The sequence below is a fragment of the Asticcacaulis sp. genome (genome assembly GCF_051954415.1).
Classification (GTDB): Bacteria; Pseudomonadota; Alphaproteobacteria; order Caulobacterales; family Caulobacteraceae; genus Asticcacaulis.
Genome location: NZ_JBQCHT010000043.1, coordinates 71,728 through 90,605, shown reverse-complemented (window position 1 = coordinate 90,605; position 18,878 = coordinate 71,728). Strand labels below are relative to the sequence as shown.

Sequence of the window (18,878 nt, the reverse complement as noted above, 5' to 3'; positions counted from 1 at the left end):
TCTTTCAGGACAGGTTGGTCAGCATGTCATTGATACGGCGCTCGGCATCACCCAGCGCCTGGTCCGTGGGTTTCAGGCCGGCTATGGCTGAAGCCAGTTCGTCGCTCAGCATTTCCTGGATGGCGAACTGGCGCTGCACGCTGATCGGCAGGCCGCGGCCATAGGAGGTGATGGCGACCAGGTCGGCGCGGTGCGGCTGGTTGCGATAGACCGGATCGAGCGCCACGGCTTCCATGGAGGTCAGGTGCCCGGATCGCGTCCACTGGATTTCGTGCTGTGCCAGGTACTTGAGCAAACGAAAGGCGGCCTCGGTCTGGGCGGTGTACCGCCGCTTCACCGGCATGACCCAGGCATGGCCATCGACGAAGGCCGACGGGCCGCCGCCGAACAGTTCCGGATAGGGCATGACGCTGTAGCCCTTGTAGAGCGGCCGTCCGGGCTGGGCGGCCTCGTCATCGAACGCGCCGATCATCCAGGTGCCGACGATATAGACCCCGCCGCCGCCATTGATGAAGGTGGCCGTGGCAGCGGCATATTCCTGGTCCTTAGTGGTCATGTTCTCGGTGTAGATCTGCCGGAACAGGTCGACGATCTGGCGGGCCTGCGGCGTATTCAGGCGGATGTGTTGCGGGTCCGGGAAAATGATCTGGTTCTGGGCCAGCAGGTAGGTATAGAGGTTGCGGGCATAGGCCGCCTTCTCGTTGACCATGGACTGCACGAAATAAGGCTTGCCGGTGGCAGCGCGGAACTGCCGGGCCTGGTCAAGCAGTTCCTGCGGGCTGGAAGGCAGAGTGGGCCGATCATCCTTCGTCACCAGTCCTGCCTTGCGGAACAGGTTGAGATTGATATGGAACAGTTGCGTCCAGGCATCGAACGGCAGGCCGTAGATGTCGCCATCCATGGTCACCGCACGGCGCGCCACCGGCGTGAACTGGTCCGGCGTAATGCCCATGCGCTTCAGGCCGACCGTCAGCGGCATCAGGAGCTTGTGCGTCTGGTAGTCGGGGATGACGGCCATGTGCATGGTGACGACATCCGGCGCGTCGTCCGCCGCAATCTGGGCAGATAACTGATTATAGCCCGGCCATGCCACGGCATTGACCGTTAGGCGGATATCCGGGTTTTCCAGCTCGAAGCGATCGAGCAGGCCGGTAACCAGTTCGCATTCGCCATTGGGGTTGCTGAGGGCTGCGCCGAATTTCGGCACATGGGCGCGACAGTCGCCAAAGATGCGCTGGACCGTCAGCGACGTGCGTCCGTCCGGCTTCTGGCATCCGGCCAGGGCGGAGGCGCCCATCAGGGCCAGTAGTCCGCGCCGGTTCACAGCTTCACCATGCCGGTCACGGCGCGCACAATATGGTGCTGGAAGAGACAGTAGATGATCAGCACCGGCAGGCCCGCCATAACGGCCTCGGCCATCAGTACGCCCAGGCCGGTGATCTCGACATAGTTAGTCTGCGCCGCGGCCATGCCTTCGGTCAGGGTATACATATCCGATCTTGTGGCGGAGATCAGCGGCCACCAGTAGTCGTTCCACGACAGCAGGAAAGTGTAGATGCCGAGGCTGGCCTGGGCCGGTATGGTCTGCGGCAGCAGGATGCGCCAGAAGATGCGGAAGGTCGAGGCATGGTCGAGGCGCGCAGCATCCTCAAGGCCCTTGGGCAGGGCGCGGAAGGTCTCTGTCATCAGGAAGACGCCAAAAGGCGCTGAAAGTCCCGGCAGGACGAGCGCCGCATAGGAGTTGTGCCAGTGGAGGGTGCTGAAGATGTGGTGACGCGTCAGGATGACCGACTGGTCCGGAATGGCGAGGCCCAGCAGCACAAAGCCATAGATCCAGTTGCGGCCGGGGAAGCTTAGGCGGCCGAAGGCGTAGCCCGCCAGTGAAGACAGGGACAGGACGCCAACGACGCCGAGAGCGGAGACCAGCAGCGAATTGAGGAACCAGCGCATGAGCGCGAGGTTGCCGGCCAGTTCGCGGTAATTGTTCAGGGTGTAGGGGCCCAGCGGATTGAACGACACATGGCGCGCCAGGTCCGTATTGGTTCGCAACGACAGGAAGACCGCCCAGACGAGCGGCAGCAGCATGGACACGAGGACCAGGCCGCAGAACACCCGTCGGACATCATTCCACACCCGGCGCGAGGCTGACAGGCTGGCTAACACCTTCATGCGCGCCCCCCTAGTCGTTGGCCGAGCTGCGGCACCAGGGCCACGCCGACGATCAGGGCGAACAGGATCTGCGAGGCGGCGGCGGCATAGCCGACATCCCAGTGATTGAAGCCGGTCTCGTAGATATACAGCACCATCGGTCGCGAGGCGCCATTCGGGCCGCCTTCGGTCAGCAGTTGCGGCTGCCCGAACAACTGAAACTGCAGGGCGCATTCATAGGCGGCCACGATCACGAGGGTCGGCGTCAGCAGGGGCAGGGTTATGCGGCGAAACACGGTCCACGGCGAGGCATAGTCCATGGACGCGGCTTCATAGACGCTAGGTGGCAATTGCTGGAGCGCAGACAGAAAGAGGATCATCGGCAGGCCCAGTCCCCACCAGATGGTAATGAAGGCCATGCTGACCAGCACCAGATGCGGGTCGCTGAAGAAGGCAATCGCCGGCAGGCCTAGCATGGCGGTGACATGGCTGATCAGGCCGCCATCCGGCGTCAGAACCTGGCGCCAGACAATGGTCAGGACGGTCACCGACAGAACCGACGAGGCGAAGACGACGCTGCGGACAAAGGCGGCGAAGCGGCCGGCGCGATTCAGGGCCAAGGCCAGGGCCAGGGCTATGCCGACGAGTGGTGGCACGCACAAAAGTACGAACAAAACACTGTTGCCCATGGCCTGCAGGAAGGTGGGGTCGCGCAGGAGGCGCGTGTAGTTTTCCAGGCCGATGAAGTGTTCGCCACCGAACAGGTTTGCGCGGAACAGGCTGAGGCGCATTCCGGCCAGCACCGGATAAACCAGCAGCCAGACATAGATGACGAGAAAGGGCACGGCGAACAGGAAATTGTTCCATGGCGTGAAATGTCGGCGCGCGATCCTCATGACGACGCGACCACTACGGACGGGTGGTAGGCCACGCCGTCCTTGTCGAACAGGTGCGCGTGGGCGCCGTCCAGTTTCAGGCCGATCGCATCTCCTGGCTGGAGCGGGCTCAGGCCGGGTGCTTCAGCCACGATCTCACGGCCGTTTTCCAGACGGGAATGCACGAATGAATGCTCTCCCAGACGTTCGATGAAATCGATATGCGCCAGAAAGGCCGGTTTACGGGGCGACGATACGTTTACATGCTCGGCGCGCAGGCCGAGGCGCCAGCTCTGGTGAACAGGCAGGGCATCGAAGGGAATGCGCGTGGGGACGACGACGCCGGGAGCGACGATGAATTCGGCAAGGTCACTCTTGCCGCGGCGCAGATCGCCTTCCAGCAGGTTCATCGGCGTGGCGCCGATAAAGCGGGCGACGAAGAGATTGGCCGGGCGGGTGAAGATTTCCTGTGGCGTGCCGATCTGCTGGATCTCGTGATCGTGCAGCACCATGATGCGGTGCGCCAGAGTCATGGCCTCGACCTGGTCGTGCGTTACCATCACGACGGTCGCCGCCAGGGTCTGGCTGAGCCGGGCCAGTTCGCGGCGGGTTTTCAAACGCAGCGCCGGATCGAGACTGGACAGGGGCTCGTCCATCAGCAACAGGTCCGGCTTCTTGACCAGGGCGCGCGCCAGATCGACACGCTGCTTCTGGCCGCCGGAGAGAGTGGCGGGCCGGCGGTCGAGCATATCGCTCAGGCTTAGCATGTCAGCGGTTTGTGAGATGCGGTGGGCAATTTCGGCTGCGGACAGCTTGAGGTTCTGCAGGCCAAAGGACAGGTTGTCGCGCACGCTCATATGTGGATAGAGGGCGAAATCCTGGAAGACCATGGCGATGCCGCGCTCTGCGGCCGGCAGGTCCTGGACCGGACGCCCGTTCAGCCGGATCTCGCCGCCATCGATGGAATCGAGTCCGGCGATCAGGCGCAGTAGGGTCGTCTTGCCGCAGCCAGAGGGGCCGAGGATAACGAAGAACTCGCCCCGATTGATATGGAATGAAATGTCCCGAAACAGCTTCGTGTCGCCAAAAGCCTTGGCGATATTACGAAATTCAAGACCTTCTGAAATCGGGGGCATGCGTCAATACATCTGGATTGAGATGGCGTCTGGGTAACGCCGGGCTTCACCCATAGCCTATCCCAAAAAGGTGGGAAAGGCAGCGCAAGTTTGCGTTTCCTATCTAGGGGCTTCCAGCGGAACGCCTTCTTTCACTGGCTCGCCGAATACCGGGTGTCCGTCGGCGTCCCAGGTGAATGGCTGGATATGTGGGGCGCGCTTCGGCGAACAGCCCATGCCGGGGCCGGAATTGGCGTGGTAGATGATCCAATTGGTCTTGCCGTCGGGCGAGGTGAAGAAGCCGTTGTGGCCCGTGGCATAGACGCCATTGGCAACCGATTTGGACAGGACCGGCTGCGGTGATTTCGTCCAGGCTTTCGGGTCGGTTGGGTCGCTACCCTTGGGCGCACTCAGAAGGCCCAGCGCATAGTCATCCGACCAGCAGGCGCTGGCGGAATAGGTGATGAACAGCTGACCATCCGGTCCCGGCAGGAATTCCGGACCTTCGACGATCTGGCGGCCGCCTTGGCGCTCCCACAGCTGGTCGGGGATGGCGATGATGGTCTCGCCCCCCGTCAGCGTCCACGGATTAGACATGAGCGAGATACTCAGCACGCTGTCCTTGCCGGCATAGGCCGAATAGATGAAATAGCGCTTGCCGCCATATTCGAAGGTGGTGCCGTCAATACCGTGCAGGGCGGTATTGACCTGGCCCTTGTCGATCCAGTTGCCATCCGTGGGATCGGCATTCGCATTTTCCAGCACGAACACGCCACGGTGCGCATCGTCGTCATGACCGGCTTCGGTGGCGGTGTAGTAGAGATACCATTTGCCGTCGATCTTGTGCAGTTCCGGCGCCCAGATGGAGATGGAATTGGCGGCGTCGCGCGGCGGGATCCAGCTCTTTCGCTTGGCCTTCTCAAGCCGCGTAAGGTCGTTGGTCTTCCAGATGGTGATTTTGTTGCCCAGGGTGTGCATGTAATAATAGGTGCCGCCATCGCGCGTCACCCAGGGGTCGGGCCCCGAAGGCAGGAGTGGATTGGTATAGGTATTGGCGGATGGGGCTTCGGCCTTGGCCCCCAGCGGCGCCATTACCATGAGGGCGGTAGCCAGCGCCGGCAGACAGATGGAAATCCTGCAAATCATTTTCCATGCCCTTAATTATATTATTTATCCGACCATAAACAAGATATCATTGATAGACAACAGAATTTTCGTAATTTTGTGCAAGAATATTGCCGGCGGAAAAACAGAAAAAAAAGCCTCCCCGCCTCGGGGTGAACGAGGCCAGGAGGCTTGAGTGCCAGCGAATTTAGGGAACAAGCTGGAGCGAGAAGCCGGACGCCCGCGGCCGGGAAATAGCCGCAGGCGCCGCGCGCAATCTAGTAGTGGAAGTGGACACCGACCGAGTAGACGGTTTCTTCGGTGCGGACACCGAGGGTGTACTGGCCGCCCTGGATGCCGCCAACCGCATTGGTCGCGACGCGATAGGTCTGCATCGGCTTGGCGAACAGGTTATTGAGGTCGACGCTCAGCGAGACATTATCCGAAACCTTGTAACTGCCGGAGAAGTCGACGCGCTGGGTGCCCTTCACATAGACGCAGCCCTCATTGCCACCCCAGTTGGCGCTGGTGTCGCAGTAGCTGAGCCAGCGGCTGCGGGCATTATAGGTCAGGCGGGCCGACCAGGCGCCGTTTTCATACATGCCGGTCAGGTTGCCGGTCAGGCGCGAAACACCCGCCTGGTTCTGGTCCTGCTTGGCACTGCCGTTGGCAATGGCTTCCGGCGTGTTCTTTACATGGCTGTCCATATAGGTCGCGTTGGCCTGGATGCCGAAATTACTGGCCCAGGTCGGCAGGAAGTCAAAGTCGAAGAAGGTGCTGAACTGTACTTCCGCGCCCTTGAAGCCAACATGGGCGGCATTGTACGGCACGGTCAGGCGGACGTTCTGCGTGTCGGTCGGATAGTAGATCGCCGGGTCCGTGTTGGGAACCGGATCGGGACGGTTCGGGTCCTGCGCCGGATTATTGGTGAAGGTCGTGTCCGTGATCCACTTGGTCGTATAGTTGATGAAGCCATCAACCTCGCGGTTGAACAGGTCCGCCGCGAACATGCCGGTCGTGCCAAAATAATGCTCGTAGGTCACATCGAAGTTGTCGGAGGTGTACGGCTTCAGGTCGATATTGCCCGAGCCGCCGCCATCACGGAAAAACTGCTGGCTGGTGCTGTCATACTGAATGACATAGCTTGAGTTCACGACATAGTTCGGATTGAGATCAGAGAAGTTCGGACGCGTCCGGGTCTTGTTGGCCGCCAGACGGATTTGCGTCTTATCCGTCAGGTGCAGGCGCATGCTGGCGGACGGCAGGGTGTCCGTATAGTCGCTGTCCGAGGTGCGTTCCGTGCTGGTCACGCTTTCCTTGCTGTTGACGACGCGCACGCCCACGACGCCATCGACGGGCACATTGCCCAGATTGAAGGCGTAGTTGCCTTCCAGATACCCAGCCAGGGACTTTTCGTCGGCCGTGAAGTGCGCGGCCGGATTGTACGGCGGAACGCCCTGTGGGAAACCGACCAGGGTACGCAGGGCAGAGACATTGTCACGAATGGAGGCGTAGGTCGGCGTCGCCCAACTGCGTATCGTCGGATAATCATCACCCACAAAACCCGGCTGGCTCGTGATGATGTCGAGGCCGGTATTGGGGAAGGTGATGTTCATCCCTTCGACGTTCTGGTAGCGATCGCCGTTGTCGAAGCCGGCCTTTCTTTCCACGGCGCGGACACCGAAGCGTACTTTCGGCAGCCACGACAGTTGGGTGCGGTATTCAGCATCGGTACGGAACTGGATATCACGGCCGCGCGCCGCCAGCTGGCGATCGTAGAAGCCGCGGAAGATCCAGTTGTTGGGATCGGTCATGTTGAAATTATCAAGCGTGACGTTTGTGCCGCCATCGTCATTATAGTCGATATGGACAGTCGGCTGGACAACCGCCTGGCCGTTGACGCTCTGGACGGCCGCAAAGTCCCAGCTGTAGACCGACAGGACGTATTTCGACTGGGTCGAGGCCAGGTCGGCGCTCAGAGTCCAGTCACCGGAGTTCCATTTGCCGCCCACGGCCATCTGCCAGGTGTCGGTGTGGTCGGTGGTTGCCGCCTGCCAACCCTGCATACGGAACGGGTTGGTGACGGTCATGCTTTCGACCTGCTTGCCGTCGTCACTCAGCTCGACATCGCTGTAGTTCGAACCACCCCACAGCGGCACTTCCAGATTACGGTCGGAGGTCTTGGAATTATAGCCCTGGTAGAGGAAGTCGGCGTACAGATCCAACTCCTGGCTCGGGCGCCATTGCAGGGCGGCGTTGGCCGACGGACGTTCGCGGTCATGCTGGGAGTAGTTGATGCCGGGGTCGTCACCAAAGCGGTGACCGTCGACATTGGCACTGATGAATCCGCCCAGGGTACGGGTCGAGTCGAGATACTGGAAGCGGTTGTAGGAGACGTTCAGCAGCGCGCCGACTTCACCCATGCCGGTCATCCAGCGATCGCTGATCAGAAAGTTGCCGTTGGGCGAATACTTCTTGGATTGGTTGGCATACAGATAGTTGACCATGCCGGAGATTTCGTGGCCGCTGAAATCGAACGGGCGGCGGCCGCGGACGTTGATCAGGCCAGCTATGCCGCCTTCAACCTGGTCGGCGGTCGTTGACTTGTAGACTTCCAGGGCGGCGACGTTACCGGCGGCGAAATCCTGCGAGGCGACGAAACGGCCTTCGGCGGTAAAGATATCGCGGCCATTGTAGCTGGTGGCGATGTTTGGAAGCCCGCGCACCAGGACGCTGTCGGCTTCGCCGCCATTACGGCCGACGGTGATGCCGGTCACGCGGGCGAGCGAGTCCGACACGGTGGTATCCGGCAGCTTGCCGATTTCGGCCGACACAACGGCGTCGACGATCTGATCGGAATTTCGCTTGAGAGCGCGCGACGAGGCGGCGCTGCGACGCATGCCGGTTACGACGACCGTGGTGCCGGCGTCATTGGTGTCGCCGGTCGCTTCCGAGGTCTGAGTGGTGGCGGCCGGCTGGCTGTCTTGCGCCATGGCGACACCGCCCCATGCCAGGATAGACATGGTCGAGGCTGTGGCGAGGATATAAGCTTTGAGTTTCATTCCCTGTTCCTGCTTTTAGTTCAGATTGACGCTTCGAGGCCAAGCGCGTTGGACTTGGTATATGATTTATATGATTATTAATGCAATTGATTTCTTTCGTTCAGCGAAAGGCGCGGGCGAAATGATGCAATTATGCTACAATTTAAATTGCTCAGTTATTTCAGTCATGTAGGGTCCGAAAGGACCGCTCGAGCGGAAAAGGGCGCCGGGATTGAGATGGGTTTAGCGCAAGCCCTTAACAATTATAATACTTTTTATTTTCATTAGGTAGCGTGTCTGGTTTAGTGTGGTGATCCCAAACGCCCGTTGCGCACATTTTACCCTTGGTTTCCCTGGTCGTGCTTCGGACTAATTCATTTGTCGTTATTATCGTACAAATTTATTGTCATTGCCCTATTCCGGTGTTACGCCGGCATATGCGCAACGAACCAACAACTTGCCGGACGCAGGGCAGACCTTCCCCGACGGCGCAGACATAAGCGCTTGCCGGAGGAAAAATGGACCGCCAGATTCGGAATATTGTCATTGTGGGTGGCGGATCGGCCGGCTGGATGACCGCCTCTGCCCTTGTCAAGGCCTTGCAGCACGGCTGTGCCATCACTCTGATTGAGTCGGAAGATATCGGCACGGTCGGAGTGGGAGAGGCGACGATCCCGCCGATTCTTCGTTTCAACCAGACGCTCGGTATCAATGAAGCCGATTTTGTGCGGGCCACCCAAGCCTCGTTCAAGCTGGGCATCCAGTTCGTCAATTGGGGCAGGCAGGGGCATTCCTATTTCCATCCGTTCGGCACCTTCGGGCGGCCGTTTGACCTGGTTAACCTGCACCACTACTGGCTGAAAGCGTATGAAGGCGGCCAGGTTACCTCGCTCGATGACTACTGCATGGCCTGGTCGGCGGCGAAGCGGAATCGGTTTGCACCGCCTTCGCACGATCCGCGCCATGTGCTGTCGACCTATGAATATGCCTACCATTTCGATGCCGGCCTCTATGCCGCCATGCTGCGCGCCTATGCGGAGGGCAAGAATGTCAGCCGGCAGGAAGGCAGGATTGTCGATGTCACGCTCGATCCAGAGTCCGGCCACGTCAGATCAGTCACGCTGACGGATGGCCGGGTCGTTGCGGGCGACCTGTTTATCGATTGCTCCGGGTTCCGTGGCCTGCTCATCGAAGGCGCCCTGAAAACGGGATATGAAAACTGGTCTCACTGGCTGCCTTGCGATCGCGCTCTGGCCGTGCCCTGTGCGTCTTCCGCTGAGTTCACGCCCTATACTCGCTCGACGGCGCACCATGCTGGCTGGCAGTGGCGCATTCCTCTGCAGCACCGCACCGGCAATGGCCATGTCTATGCGTCGCAATTCATCAGCGATGAAGAAGCCGCCCGCCTCCTGCTCGATAATCTCGATGGCGAGCCGCTGGCGACGCCACGCCCGCTCGCCTTTACGACTGGGCGCCGTCGCCAGTTCTGGAACAGGAACGTCATCGCGATCGGTCTGGCGAGCGGGTTCATGGAGCCGCTGGAATCGACGAGCCTCTACCTGATCCAGTCGAGTATCGCCAAGCTCCTGACCCTGTTTCCTGACCGTGACTTCGATCCTGTCTTGCGGGATGAATTCAACCGCCTGACCCTGACAGAATTCGAGCGCATCCGCGATTTCATCATCCTGCATTACAAGCTGACCGAGCGCGATGATTCCCCGCTGTGGCGCTACTGCGCCCATATGGATATTCCGGACTCCCTTAAGAATTCCATCGATCTTTTCCGGCGATACGGAAAGATTCCCAGCAAGGAACTCGACCTGTTCGGTATGCACTCCTGGCTGGCCGTGCATATTGGGCAACTCCATTTTCCCGAACGAAACGATCCGCTGGCCGCCTACCGGGAGACGGACGGCATGGCCTGGCTTACCCGCTTCCGTAGCTTAATCGAAAATGCTGCTGAAGGATTGCCCTCCCACAGGGACTATATCAGGACTGCAGGCATGATGGCTCAGCCAGTATAAAAAAAAGCCGGGAGATGTCTCCCGGCTTTTCCTTTATTTCTTCCTGAACGTTTTTTCCGCTTCGGCCGTCATCGCCCTGATCTGCGCCGTTTCGGCCGGCCGGTAAGGCTTGCCATCGGGATAGAAGATATCGTGGAACCAAAGGGTCGGAGGGCTTTTCGTGTAGGGTTTTTCCCATGAATCCCACGGCATGTTGGTCTGGCTCTTGCCCAGCACAAAGCCCCAGTTGATGGCCCCCACATTATACTTGCGCGCCATCGGCAGGGCCGTATCGAAGGTCGAACCGTTACCGCGCGCCATGTATTCGGTCATGATCAGCGGGCGCCCATAGGGTTGCAGCGATTTGATGCGCTCTTCCAGACGTTCGGGCCAGTCATAGCTGTGGAAGCTGATGACGTCCGACTGATCGATCTGCACGCGCTCAACCGCATTCAGCTTGCCGTTCGGCGACCAGTCGTCATTATGCCAGACACCGGAGGTCAGGGGCTGGATCGGGTCTTGCGTACGCGCCCAGGCAAAGACCTGCGGCAGCAGCCTGGCTACCTGCGCGGTCTTGGTCTGTTCGTCGAGTTGCTGGTAATTGCCGCCGCCCTGATTATCGGGCTCGTTCCACACATCCCAGGCCAGGATACGATCATCCCTGGCGAAAGCGCCGACAATACCTTTGACGTAAGCTTCGTACTTGCCCCAGCCGGCCTCATCCATCAGGCCCGCCGTACCTGGCGACTGCACCCAACCGGAATTATGCACGCCGGGGATCGGCGGATGCTGCGGCCCCAGTTTCGGGTTCGGATCCCAGCAGGAATCGAACAGAACTAGCATCGGCTTGATATGATGCTTGGCCGCGATATCCAGCACGATATTGATGCGGCTCTTGAACCCTTCCGGGTCTTGCGCCCATAGCTGGTCCTGCAGGAAGATGCGCATGGTGTTCATGCCGATGCCTTCGGCGTAACCGAATTCCTTGTCGATCTCGGCCGGATTGAAGGTATCAGCCTGCCACATCTCGAACTGGTTGATGGCGTCGGTCGGCAGGAAGTTGGAACCGACCAGCCAGCGCTGCTTCGCGTACCACTGGTTCGCCGCTACTGCTGACCAGCGGGACGTTTCGGCATGAGCGGTGGCATAAAGCCCCTGGGTCGATAAGGTCAGGGTACTCGCCACTACAAATGCCTTCATTACAGATGTCATTTTCATTCGGAAATTCTCTCCAGATCTTATTGCGTGCTGAAGCGGTAGATCAGCGTATTGGAATAGGTTTCGCCCGGATGCAGCAGGGCCGAACCGAAGGCCGGCTGGTTGGGCGTGTCGGGGAAGATCTGTGGCTCCAGCACAAAGGCATCGCCCTCGCGGTAGATACCGCCCGACTTGCCAGACGAGGTGCCGTCAAGGAAGTTCCCGGAATAGAACTGGATGCCCGGTTGGTCGGACAGCAGTGCGAGCTTGCGCCCCGAAGCGTCGTCCTGGACCACGGCCATCAGGCGCGGCGCGTTTGTTTTTTCGCGGCTGGCCACCCAGTTGTGGTCATAGCCGCGGCCGTAGACCAGTTGTTGATCGGAAGCGTCACGGACCCGCGCGCCGATGGCCGTTGGGGTGCGGAAATCGAAGGCCGTACCCTCGACTTTACGCACTTCGCCGGTCGGGATGGCGCCGGAATCGGTTGGCAGGTAGCTGTCGGCCAGTAAGGTCAATTTCGAGTCATTGACGCTATGGACCGAGCCTTCGCCGTTGAGGTTCCAGTAGGCGTGGTTGGTGATATTGACGATGGTCGTCTTGGTTGTGGTCGCCGTATATTTTATCGTCAACTCATTGTTTTCATTTAGTGAATAGGCGGCGTGAACCGTCATCTGGCCGGGATAGCCCATATCGCCGTCGGGGCTGACATATTCCAGCTCGACTGAGGCGTTGTCGCCATCCGCCACCTTCATCACGGTCCAGTTGACCTTGTCGAAGCCCTTGGTGCCACCGTGCAGGGAATTGACGCCATTATTGACCGGCGCCTGGTAGGCCTTGCCATCGACCTTGTACTTCCCCCTGGCGATGCGATTGGCGAATCGCCCGACCGTGGCGCCAAAATATTGGGGATTGGAGATATAGTGATCGAGGTCGGCATAGCCGAGCGCGATATCGGCGGGCTTGCCGCTGCGGTCCGGGGTCACCAGGGCCTGAAGGCTGGCGCCGTAGGTAATGATGGTGGCCGAGGTGCCCTTGTGATTGCTGAGGGTAATGGCCTCAACGACCTTGCCGTCCTTAAGCTTGCCGAATTCGGCACGCTTGGCTTCGGCGCAGTGCCCACCTGTCGCAAATGCACCGGCCACCAGCGCCATCGCGCTGGCCATAACCCAGTTTCGCCCTGTCATGTGTTCCTCTTATTATCTTACAATTACGCCTTTCGATAGTTATCCTATTTATCTTATAATTAAAAGGGGATTTGTTTTTGCTCTGTGGCAAATCCCGAGCTGTCAAAATTTTCAGTGGAAAGATCGGGCGCGAAATGAGGCTCGCTGCACAATATTTATAAAGCCCCGACAGGCATGCCGATTATCGGGATGACAAATAAGGTTAGCGTCATTACGAAATGAAGTTGATGTAGGGGCTCCAGACATCTTGCTCCTGATGCCACCTCGTGAGGATCAGATCGATCTTCGGAATCTCACTGACTCAGTCCGAAATAAAAAGATGGCGCTTCCGCTTAGGCCTCAAACCATATACCGATTGCGCGCTCAGCCGCATATGAAAGCCGAGCGGTTTTCCTGGTCGATGACGCAGTTGACGCACCGCTTTCCCAATATGACGGATTTCGACCGCAAGATGCAAAAGGCCGACCTCCGCTATATCCGTACCAGCGCCGCAGCTCAGAAATCGATCACTGAAAACTATGTTGGGCTGCCTTGCTAAGCCACGGTCAAGGGCCAAGCGACGGTGGAAATCTTCCATTTGCAAACTTGATCGGCCGAGCCATTGACCCACCTCCTATGCCTCCCCCGTTTGCTTTACCCGTTAAAACGTCGTGTTCGCAGAGTGCTTTTACCTGGACGCCGCGCACTTGTCGGGGCGGGGACGATCAACTTCGTCCTGCGGGAGCATTGACTTTACCGATCTTGGTATTTCTCGGTTTCATTTGGCATGTAAACGTCGAGTGAAATAGGCGACGCTGCAGCCCAGAAGCACAAGCCCCACGGCCGCTGTGCCATAGGCCGAGGCCATCAGGAACTGCGCCCACGGCAGGGTCATGCCGCTGAAGTTCTTGAACAAAAGCAGCGCGACCGATCCGAGATAGCCGCTGGCGTCGGCGACATAGATCAGGAACCCGGCCGTGCCCACCAGCCCGCTGGCGGCGATGAAGCGATCGAACAGCAGGGCATTGAACGGCGTATAGGCCAGATAAAGCCCGCCGCCGAGCAGGATCATCCACCACACTGGACCCAGCATGTGCGCCTGAAAGGCGAAGGTGGAGGCGGCGGACAGCACCAGCCCGACGCCGACCATGGCGAGATTGGCCATAAAGGCCAGCCGGTTGTTCCTGAACAGGGCCAGCAGGCACATGGCGGCCAGCACCACAATGCCTATCGGCAGTTCGGAGGCCGTGAAGATCTCGGCATTGTCCTTGAACCCGAGGTCCGTCCAGATTTCGGCGGCGAAATTGTCGCGGAAATCGCGCAGGGCGGTCAGGCCAATATAGATGACGACCAGGGCAACTAGGCCGGGGGCATAGGCCGAAAAGGTGGCTTTACGGGCGGCCTTGTTCATCGGTGCGCGCACCACGCGGGCAGCCTCGTCTTCCGGCGAAGGCGGCGGTAGTTGCGACAGGCCGAGTACGCAGATCAGCAGTAGTGGCGCAAAAATGAGCCCGGTGACCGCCGGCATCCAGAATTCGTTGGCATAATGCGCCAGCATCACCCACTTGCCGACCGACTTGACCACACCGGAGGAGACAATGAAGCTGGCGCACAGGATGGAGCCGAGGACTTCCGAGACGCGGCGGCCTTCGAGGAAGCCGAACACCAGCCCCCAGATCAGGCCCAATGACAGGCCGTTAAAGAACAGGCAGGCGATATTCCAGGGCGCGGGCACAGTGGCGAAGGCCACCAGGGTGGCTTCGGCAAAACCGATCAAAAGCAGGATGGCGACGGCGCGATATCGTCCCGGCAGTTCGGAGATCACCTTGACGCCGATCATCTTGGAAAGCGCGTAGCCGAAGACCTGCGAGATGACGAGCGCGATCTTGTAGTCGACGATGAAGCCGGCCACATCGGTGAAACTGGCCACCGCAAAGGGCTTGCGATAGGCATACATGGCGAAATAGGCGCCGAACGCCATCAGGCCGCCATAGAGGGCGAAGACGACGGGCGGGGCTTTGGCCAGCCAGGCAGTGAAGCCGGACAGTCTGGCAGTGGGCATGGGGGCGTCGATAGTGCTCATGGCGGGCCTCAGATACGGATTTCGGTCGGCAGTACGCCGGGATAGACGCCGGCGGTGATGCGGGCTTCGAGTTCGGGCAGCAGGCCGGCGATGTCGGCGACGCTGTTCACTACGAAATCCGCGCCGGCGTTGCGCAGGCCTTCCGCTGACGCTGATACAAAGGTTTTGCGATCCTCTGATGACAGGGCGGTGAATTCGGCGAGATCGAGTCCGGTGCCGTTGCCGCTGGCCGCTAGGCCAATGGTCCAGACCCCGGCTTCACGGCCCTCCTGGATGCCGACCGTGGCGTCATCGACCTTGACACAGGCGCGGGCGGGCCAGACGCCGAGGTCGACCATGGCTTTCCAGGTCATCAGCGGTGAGGGGCGGCCTTGCGCGGTCTCTCCGGCGCAGACCACGAGATCGGGCGCATAGCCCTGCGCAGCCGCAGCCGGCAGGATACCGGCCATCATTTCGCGGCTGTAGCCAGTGCCGGAACCGATGCGTATGCCTTTTGCGCGCAAGTCCTTCACCAGATCGGCCGCGCCGGGGATCAGCACGGCGCATTCGGTGGCGGCGCGTTCCATCAGCGGGCCAATGGCATCAAACAGGTGATCGATATCGGCCGGACCGGCGTCATGGCCCTTTAGTTGGCGCCATTGCTTGCGCATCGGCTCGCGGCTGAGGATGGCGGTGATATGGGCGCGCTTGGCCATGCCCATGTCGGCGCGGGCCTCGGCGGTGCTGAGGTCGATGCCTTCGAGCGCGAAGACCGATTGCAGGGCGCGGACGGGGGCGAGGCTGCCGAAATCGACCATGGTGCCGGCCCAGTCGAAGATGAAGGCTTTAATGGGAGATGTCATGTGAGACCTCAAAAGCTTTGGAAAGTGCGTTCGGCGATGCCGAAGGCAGTGGAGGCGCCGGCGCCGCAGGTGGCAACGACGAGACGAACATCGGGCAGGGGCTGGTCGATCAGGAATAACTGGTCGGTCGAGGTGGCGTAGGTGCCGCTCCAGCGTTCGATGACGGGCGGGGGTGAGCCGAGCACGGCGCGGTATTCATCGAGAATAAGCTGGTCCACAGCCTCGGAGGTGAAAGGCTCCGGCGCGTCGTGGTAATGATGACTGTCACCGACGACGAGCGAACCGTCGGCGCTCTGCACCACGATCAAATGGACACCATTGGCCAGTTGCGCCGCGTGTTCGGCCTCAAGGCGCGCTTTCAGCGCGACAGCTTCCGGCAGGTCGGCATAGCCGAGATAACGGATCAGGCTGAGATCAGACATCACGGCGCCCGGCAGACGGAAGCCGGGACTGACCAGGCGCATCATCTGCAACTGGCTGCGCGAGACATTGCGCGCCTTGATACGATCGGTGAACAGGCCGGTCAGGTCGTCACCGGGACAGACGATGATCCGTTCGGCGCGCATTTCGCCCATAGAGGTCGCCAGCCGGCCGCTGTCCACGCCGGTGACGGTCACGCCGTAAAACAGGTCGGCGCGCTCACTGAGCCAGGCGGTGAGCTTCGGGATGGCGGTGCGCGATTCAACGCGGATATCATGCGGTGAATGCAGGACTGCGCGCTGGCCCTTCGCCAGAAAGGGAGTTTCCGCCGATGTCAGCAGGCGGCATCCCGCGCCCATTTCGGTGTCGAGAAAAGCGCGCAGCACGTCTTCAGACTCAGCATAGCGGGCGCTGATATAAAGGCCACGCTGCTCGATGGCGATACCGGCCTGTTCGGCGGCTTCCAGCCAGATATTGCGCGTTCGCATGGCCAGGGCGTGAAAATCGCCGCGCTGCTGGCCGGTGACGGTGATGAAGCCGAAATTGCGGATAGAAGCGCCGGTGGCGCGGGCGTGGCGCTCGAACAAGGCCACTTTCAGGCCGGCTTTTACCGCCGTCCAGGCGTGGGCGAGGCCGATGATTCCGCCCCCGACGATAGCGACATCATAGGTAGGCGTCATCAGACGACCATCGCGCCGATGCCGGGATCGGTGCGGCTGGCGCGGCCGGTTTCGATGTGGCCGGCATAGCGGCGAAGCCACTGGTCATTGCCGCTGATCTTCAGGGTCAGGTCGTACCAGTGATCGGATGCGGCGAGATCGAGCCGAATAGTCTGCACGCCATTGGCCGGCAGGGTCAGGGTACGGTCGGCCTGGCTGTAGCGCGGATCATTGACCAGACTGATCTCGACCGGGGCGCCACTGGTATTCTGCAGGGCGAGGCTCAGTTCGCCGGTCTTTATACCGCTTTGGGCGTTTTCACTGACCACGACCATGACCGGATCGGGCACAAGCTTGTCGTCGTTGCGCTGGCGACCTTTGAAGTGGCGGTAGAAGCCGTTCGGACCGTGCACGGCCAGGTCATAGACTTCGCGGCCGCGATGATTCCACTGGCCGGCCTGATAGGACTGGCCGGCATCAAGCGTATAGCGCCACGGCCCGGTGACGTTATAGGGCGCGTAGTCGTGGATGGTGAAGACCGCCGCCTTGGTGCCGGTGTTGCCGAGATCGACCAGCACCTCCTTGCCGGACTGGCGGATATTGGCGCCCAGGGCATAGGGCAGGGGCCGCGCCGGGCGTTGTTCGGCCGGCTGGCCACCGGCGGTCTGCACATCGGGGATCTTCAGCGAGGGCTGCATGGCGGCATGGGCCAGGCGGGCCTTGTAATCGTCGGTCGAAGGCAGGTTCAACTGCGACAGGTCGGCGTTCGGGGTCTTGAAATCAAAAGCCGATGTCAGGTCGCCGCTGATGGCGCGGCGCCAGTCGCTGATGTTCGGCTCCATGACGCCGAAACGCTTTTCGAGGAACTTGAGGGTCGAAACGTGGTCGAAAACCTCGGAGCAGACATAGCCGCCGCGGCTCCACGGCGAGACAACCATGGCCGGGACGCGGATGCCGAGGCCAAGCGGCTGCAAGCCTTTATTGGGGTTGCCCGGCTCGTCGCCATAGTCCTTGAATTCACCGGCCACGCTGACACCGCTCCAGCCTTGTGTGTCGTCGGCGGGCGGTGAGGGCGGCAGCATGTGATCGTAGAGGCCCCCGGCCTCGTCATAATTGATAATGAAGACGGTCTTGGCGAAGACTTCCGGATGGTCGGTCAGGGCCTCGATCAGCTTGGCGCAGACATTTTCGCCATCGGCGGGTGTCCAGCTTGGATGTTCGGAAAGCGCCGCAGCGGTGACGATCCATGACACCTGGGGCAGCCTGCCTGCGGCGATATCGGCGCGGAAGGCCTCGACCAGTTGCTGGCCGTCGGAACGCGTGCGATCGGTGCCGGTCTTGTGCTCGGAAACCCACGAGCGGCCGCGCTTATAGAGGTTAGAATTCTTGTCGCACGGACGGAAGGGCTTGAAGACCGACAGGATATTGTCGCCGAAATTGTCGTATTCCTGATAGACCTTCCATTCGATGCCGGCTTTTTCCAGCCGCTCGGCATAGGTGGTCCAGGTATAGGCGTCGATCGGCCGGTCCTCGGCCATGTCGGCGGAAGGGGTTTCATCCTCGCCGTAGTTGGACAGCACCGGCTCGCACCCCACCTTACCGGCGCCATTGCACCCGGTCCACAGGTGCAGGCGATTCGGATAGGTCTGGGTCAGGGTCGAGCAATGGTAGGCGTCGCAGATCGTGAAGTTGGCGGCCAGCGCATGGTAAAACGGCAGGTCAGAAGCCGTATAGTGCGTCATGCGGTTATGCAGTTGCTTGGAAACGCCCCACTGGTCGTAGTGGCCGCCATTGACGATAATCGTCGCAGCATCGTGGCCCTGGTCGGCGCCATCGACGACATAGGCATTGGCGGTCTTCGAGTCGGCCCAGTAGGGCATGACATAGCCGTCCGGATGCTGGTCGCTGGGTTGACGCCAGACGCTGTGGCCATTGCGCAGGCGAAGCGGGCGGGGGTCGCCCTGGCCGCGCACGCCGGGGAAGGTGCCGAAATAATGATCGAAGGCGCGGTTTTCCTGCATGAAGATGACCACATGCTCGACATCCATGATTGTGCCGGTCCTGTTGTTCGCCGGAGTCGCCATCGCTTTTTGCAGGGAAGCAAAGGCGGCGGTGCCTAAGCCTGCGGCGGCCATTTGCAAAAGCTGGCGGCGGTTGGCGGAAGGTGTGGTCATGAAGCAGGCCCTGCGGAAATCTGTTGATTGCTGGTATAGACCAGACAATTTTCG

The 18,878-nt window shown here is 60.4% G+C and carries 14 protein-coding genes; 2 read left to right on the top strand and 12 right to left on the bottom strand.

Features of this window, described 5'->3' with window-relative positions; translation table 11 throughout:
• Positions 1-4: 4 nt before the first annotated feature.
• From ACTHND_RS16405 to ACTHND_RS16380, 6 genes are all read right to left on the bottom strand, one after another.
• A complete protein-coding gene (locus ACTHND_RS16405; RefSeq protein WP_440179046.1) occupies positions 5-1,324 on the bottom strand; it encodes an ABC transporter substrate-binding protein in 1,320 nt (439 codons plus the stop codon).
• Positions 1,321-2,169, bottom strand: coding sequence for a carbohydrate ABC transporter permease (locus ACTHND_RS16400; protein ID WP_440179045.1), 849 nt, complete (start codon positions 2,167-2,169; stop codon positions 1,321-1,323). Before ACTHND_RS16400 ends, ACTHND_RS16405 begins: the two co-directional genes overlap by 4 nt.
• Positions 2,166-3,044 (bottom strand): carbohydrate ABC transporter permease, encoded by an 879-nt coding sequence (locus ACTHND_RS16395; RefSeq protein ID WP_440179044.1) that lies wholly within the window; start codon positions 3,042-3,044, stop codon positions 2,166-2,168. The genes ACTHND_RS16400 and ACTHND_RS16395 overlap by 4 nt, the downstream gene beginning before the upstream one ends.
• Positions 3,041-4,159 carry an ABC transporter ATP-binding protein gene (locus ACTHND_RS16390; protein ID WP_440179043.1) on the bottom strand — a complete coding sequence of 373 codons (1,119 nt, stop codon included), beginning with the start codon at positions 4,157-4,159 and terminating at the stop codon, positions 3,041-3,043. Before ACTHND_RS16390 ends, ACTHND_RS16395 begins: the two co-directional genes overlap by 4 nt.
• Before the next feature lie 99 nt (positions 4,160-4,258).
• Positions 4,259-5,284, bottom strand: coding sequence for a glycoside hydrolase family 43 protein (locus ACTHND_RS16385; RefSeq protein ID WP_440179042.1), 1,026 nt, complete (start codon positions 5,282-5,284; stop codon positions 4,259-4,261).
• Positions 5,285-5,520: 236 nt separating this feature from the next.
• Complete coding sequence (locus ACTHND_RS16380) at positions 5,521-8,304, bottom strand: TonB-dependent receptor (RefSeq protein WP_440179041.1); 2,784 nt, start codon at positions 8,302-8,304, stop codon at positions 5,521-5,523.
• Positions 8,305-8,801: 497 nt separating this feature from the next.
• Between ACTHND_RS16380 and ACTHND_RS16375 the strand changes: the two genes are divergently transcribed.
• Positions 8,802-10,307 carry a tryptophan halogenase family protein gene (locus ACTHND_RS16375; RefSeq protein WP_440179040.1) on the top strand — a complete coding sequence of 502 codons (1,506 nt, stop codon included), beginning with the start codon at positions 8,802-8,804 and terminating at the stop codon, positions 10,305-10,307.
• A gap of 33 nt (positions 10,308-10,340) precedes the next feature.
• Here ACTHND_RS16375 and ACTHND_RS16370 read toward each other — a convergent pair whose 3' ends face one another.
• Both ACTHND_RS16370 and ACTHND_RS16365 read right to left on the bottom strand, forming a co-directional pair.
• Positions 10,341-11,504: a 1,4-beta-xylanase gene (locus tag ACTHND_RS16370; RefSeq protein WP_440179039.1), complete on the bottom strand. Its 1,164-nt coding sequence runs from the start codon at positions 11,502-11,504 to the stop codon at positions 10,341-10,343.
• 20 nt (positions 11,505-11,524) lie between these two features.
• The gene (locus ACTHND_RS16365) at positions 11,525-12,667 is read right to left on the bottom strand and encodes an aldose epimerase family protein (protein WP_440179038.1); all 1,143 of its coding nucleotides are present in this window, start codon (positions 12,665-12,667) and stop codon (positions 11,525-11,527) included.
• 373 nt (positions 12,668-13,040) lie between these two features.
• Here ACTHND_RS16365 and ACTHND_RS16360 point away from each other — a divergent pair, with 373 nt between their 5' ends.
• The gene (locus tag ACTHND_RS16360) at positions 13,041-13,205 is read left to right on the top strand and encodes a hypothetical protein (RefSeq protein WP_440179037.1); all 165 of its coding nucleotides are present in this window, start codon (positions 13,041-13,043) and stop codon (positions 13,203-13,205) included.
• A gap of 219 nt (positions 13,206-13,424) precedes the next feature.
• On the opposite strand, the gene ACTHND_RS16355 is transcribed toward ACTHND_RS16360, so the two are convergent.
• Genes ACTHND_RS16355 through ACTHND_RS16340 form a run of 4 tightly spaced genes read right to left on the bottom strand, consistent with a single transcriptional unit; the run spans position 13,425 to position 18,824 of the window.
• Positions 13,425-14,729 (bottom strand): DUF5690 family protein, encoded by a 1,305-nt coding sequence (locus tag ACTHND_RS16355; RefSeq protein WP_440179036.1) that lies wholly within the window; start codon positions 14,727-14,729, stop codon positions 13,425-13,427.
• A gap of 8 nt (positions 14,730-14,737) precedes the next feature.
• Positions 14,738-15,571 (bottom strand): phosphonoacetaldehyde hydrolase, encoded by an 834-nt coding sequence (phnX, locus tag ACTHND_RS16350; RefSeq protein ID WP_440179035.1) that lies wholly within the window; start codon positions 15,569-15,571, stop codon positions 14,738-14,740.
• A gap of 8 nt (positions 15,572-15,579) precedes the next feature.
• Positions 15,580-16,671, bottom strand: a complete 1,092-nt coding sequence (locus tag ACTHND_RS16345) for a TIGR03364 family FAD-dependent oxidoreductase (RefSeq protein ID WP_440179034.1) — start codon at positions 16,669-16,671, stop codon at positions 15,580-15,582.
• Positions 16,671-18,824 (bottom strand): phosphocholine-specific phospholipase C, encoded by a 2,154-nt coding sequence (locus ACTHND_RS16340; RefSeq protein ID WP_440179033.1) that lies wholly within the window; start codon positions 18,822-18,824, stop codon positions 16,671-16,673. The genes ACTHND_RS16345 and ACTHND_RS16340 overlap by 1 nt, the downstream gene beginning before the upstream one ends.
• Between the last annotated feature and the right edge of the window lie 54 nt (positions 18,825-18,878).

Excerpts from the sequence above, each read along its gene's own strand:
- ACTHND_RS16400 (WP_440179045.1), bottom strand. The coding sequence starts at position 2,169 with ATGAAGGTGTTAGCCAGCCTGTCAGCCTCGCGCCGGGTGTGGAATGAT.
- ACTHND_RS16395 (WP_440179044.1), bottom strand. The coding sequence starts at position 3,044 with ATGAGGATCGCGCGCCGACATTTCACGCCATGGAACAATTTCCTGTTC.
- ACTHND_RS16390 (WP_440179043.1), bottom strand. The coding sequence starts at position 4,159 with ATGCCCCCGATTTCAGAAGGTCTTGAATTTCGTAATATCGCCAAGGCT.
- ACTHND_RS16385 (WP_440179042.1), bottom strand. The coding sequence starts at position 5,284 with ATGATTTGCAGGATTTCCATCTGTCTGCCGGCGCTGGCTACCGCCCTC.
- ACTHND_RS16380 (WP_440179041.1), bottom strand. The coding sequence starts at position 8,304 with ATGAAACTCAAAGCTTATATCCTCGCCACAGCCTCGACCATGTCTATC.
- ACTHND_RS16375 (WP_440179040.1), top strand. The coding sequence starts at position 8,802 with ATGGACCGCCAGATTCGGAATATTGTCATTGTGGGTGGCGGATCGGCC.
- ACTHND_RS16370 (WP_440179039.1), bottom strand. The coding sequence starts at position 11,504 with ATGAAAATGACATCTGTAATGAAGGCATTTGTAGTGGCGAGTACCCTG.
- ACTHND_RS16365 (WP_440179038.1), bottom strand. The coding sequence starts at position 12,667 with ATGACAGGGCGAAACTGGGTTATGGCCAGCGCGATGGCGCTGGTGGCC.
- ACTHND_RS16360 (WP_440179037.1), top strand. The coding sequence starts at position 13,041 with ATGAAAGCCGAGCGGTTTTCCTGGTCGATGACGCAGTTGACGCACCGC.
- ACTHND_RS16355 (WP_440179036.1), bottom strand. The coding sequence starts at position 14,729 with ATGAGCACTATCGACGCCCCCATGCCCACTGCCAGACTGTCCGGCTTC.
- phnX (WP_440179035.1), bottom strand. The coding sequence starts at position 15,571 with ATGACATCTCCCATTAAAGCCTTCATCTTCGACTGGGCCGGCACCATG.
- ACTHND_RS16345 (WP_440179034.1), bottom strand. The coding sequence starts at position 16,671 with ATGACGCCTACCTATGATGTCGCTATCGTCGGGGGCGGAATCATCGGC.
- ACTHND_RS16340 (WP_440179033.1), bottom strand. The coding sequence starts at position 18,824 with ATGACCACACCTTCCGCCAACCGCCGCCAGCTTTTGCAAATGGCCGCC.